A 1,034-nucleotide genomic window follows, 5' to 3' on the forward strand; every position below is an offset into this window, starting at 1 on the left:
CAGCGCATCGCGTACGGCGGGCGTTTGGGCTTGTAGCCGAGTGGCTGAGGGCAGCCCTGCATGTCTTCGGGCGTAATCCAGGGCAGATGGTGGTGAGCGTTGCTGAGTGGCCACACGGTCGGTGGCAGTGGTCTTCTGCGCGGGTTCTTGCGCCGCTTGGGGCGTGGGGGCTGAGGCGGGCGGAGTTTGAGCTGCTCTGCGAAGTCGGTCAGGTAGGGCAGTCCGGTGGGCTCGTAGGGATCGGTGAACAGCTTGCCGCTGCTGGTGCCGGTGGCCAGGAGATGGGTGAATGCCGCAGCACGGAGGAGGGGGCGTGCCCATGCGGGCACGGGGTGGGTCATGCAGCCCTGGCGGACGTTGTGGCGGTCGTGAAGCGTCACCGTGCTGCCGTCCAGGGCGGCATCCCGTATCCGGGCAGTGGCGAGCTGGCTTTTCGAGGCGGCCGTGAAGCACGCGGTGGCGAGCTCGGCCGCGAGATGAGGATGGGCGGTGCCCGCATGAAGGCGCCGGGCGACCTCCTGCTCGGTCAGCGCAGGTATCGCGGGAGCCACGAAGCCGCGCTCGCTCGCCAGGGGGGGGCGGCACACACGCACGCCGGGCTGTCCTCCCAGGACATCAGTGTGGTCAGGGCCGACAGGCTGATCCACCGCCGCCGCAGCACGTTGGCCGTGGGCTCGTCGTCTGGAGATTCCTGCTGGGAGAACACCGCTTCGGCGTCGGCCACGGCGTGCTGCGTGCGGGCCAGGATGCGCTCCAGTGTCCGTGGGAGCGTCCGCTGGTGGCAGACGAGAGTGAGGCGTACCCCGGTGCGGGAGCGCAGCGCGATCAGCTCGGCAAGGCAACGCTGGTGGAGTAGGTGGGCGCGCAGGACGGTCAGGTGGGTGACGGGGCCGGCGAGAGTCCAGGCCGGGGTCTGTACGGTGAGCGGTGTAACTCCCAAGCTGGAAGCGACAGTTGATGACTGACGTGATGAGTCACATCGAGGCCGGGGAGGCCGCTGTGAGTGGGACGAGCGCCGTGGACGACGGGCTGGT

General features: G+C 69.2%; 1 protein-coding gene and 1 pseudogene. Both read right to left on the minus strand.

The genetic code is table 11. The annotated features are described in order from the left end of the window. Positions 1 to 551: pseudogene (locus ABZX30_RS38230) on the minus strand (hypothetical protein); the annotation flags it as partial. Further along, positions 527 to 940: a hypothetical protein gene (locus ABZX30_RS38235; protein ID WP_355943092.1), complete on the minus strand. Its 414-nt coding sequence runs from the start codon at positions 938 to 940 to the stop codon at positions 527 to 529. The pseudogene ABZX30_RS38230 and the gene ABZX30_RS38235, both read right to left, overlap by 25 nt. Positions 941 to 1,034 lie beyond the last annotated feature (94 nt).

The organism is Streptomyces sp. NPDC004542 (assembly GCF_040610035.1).
Classification (GTDB): Bacteria; Actinomycetota; Actinomycetes; order Streptomycetales; family Streptomycetaceae; genus Streptomyces.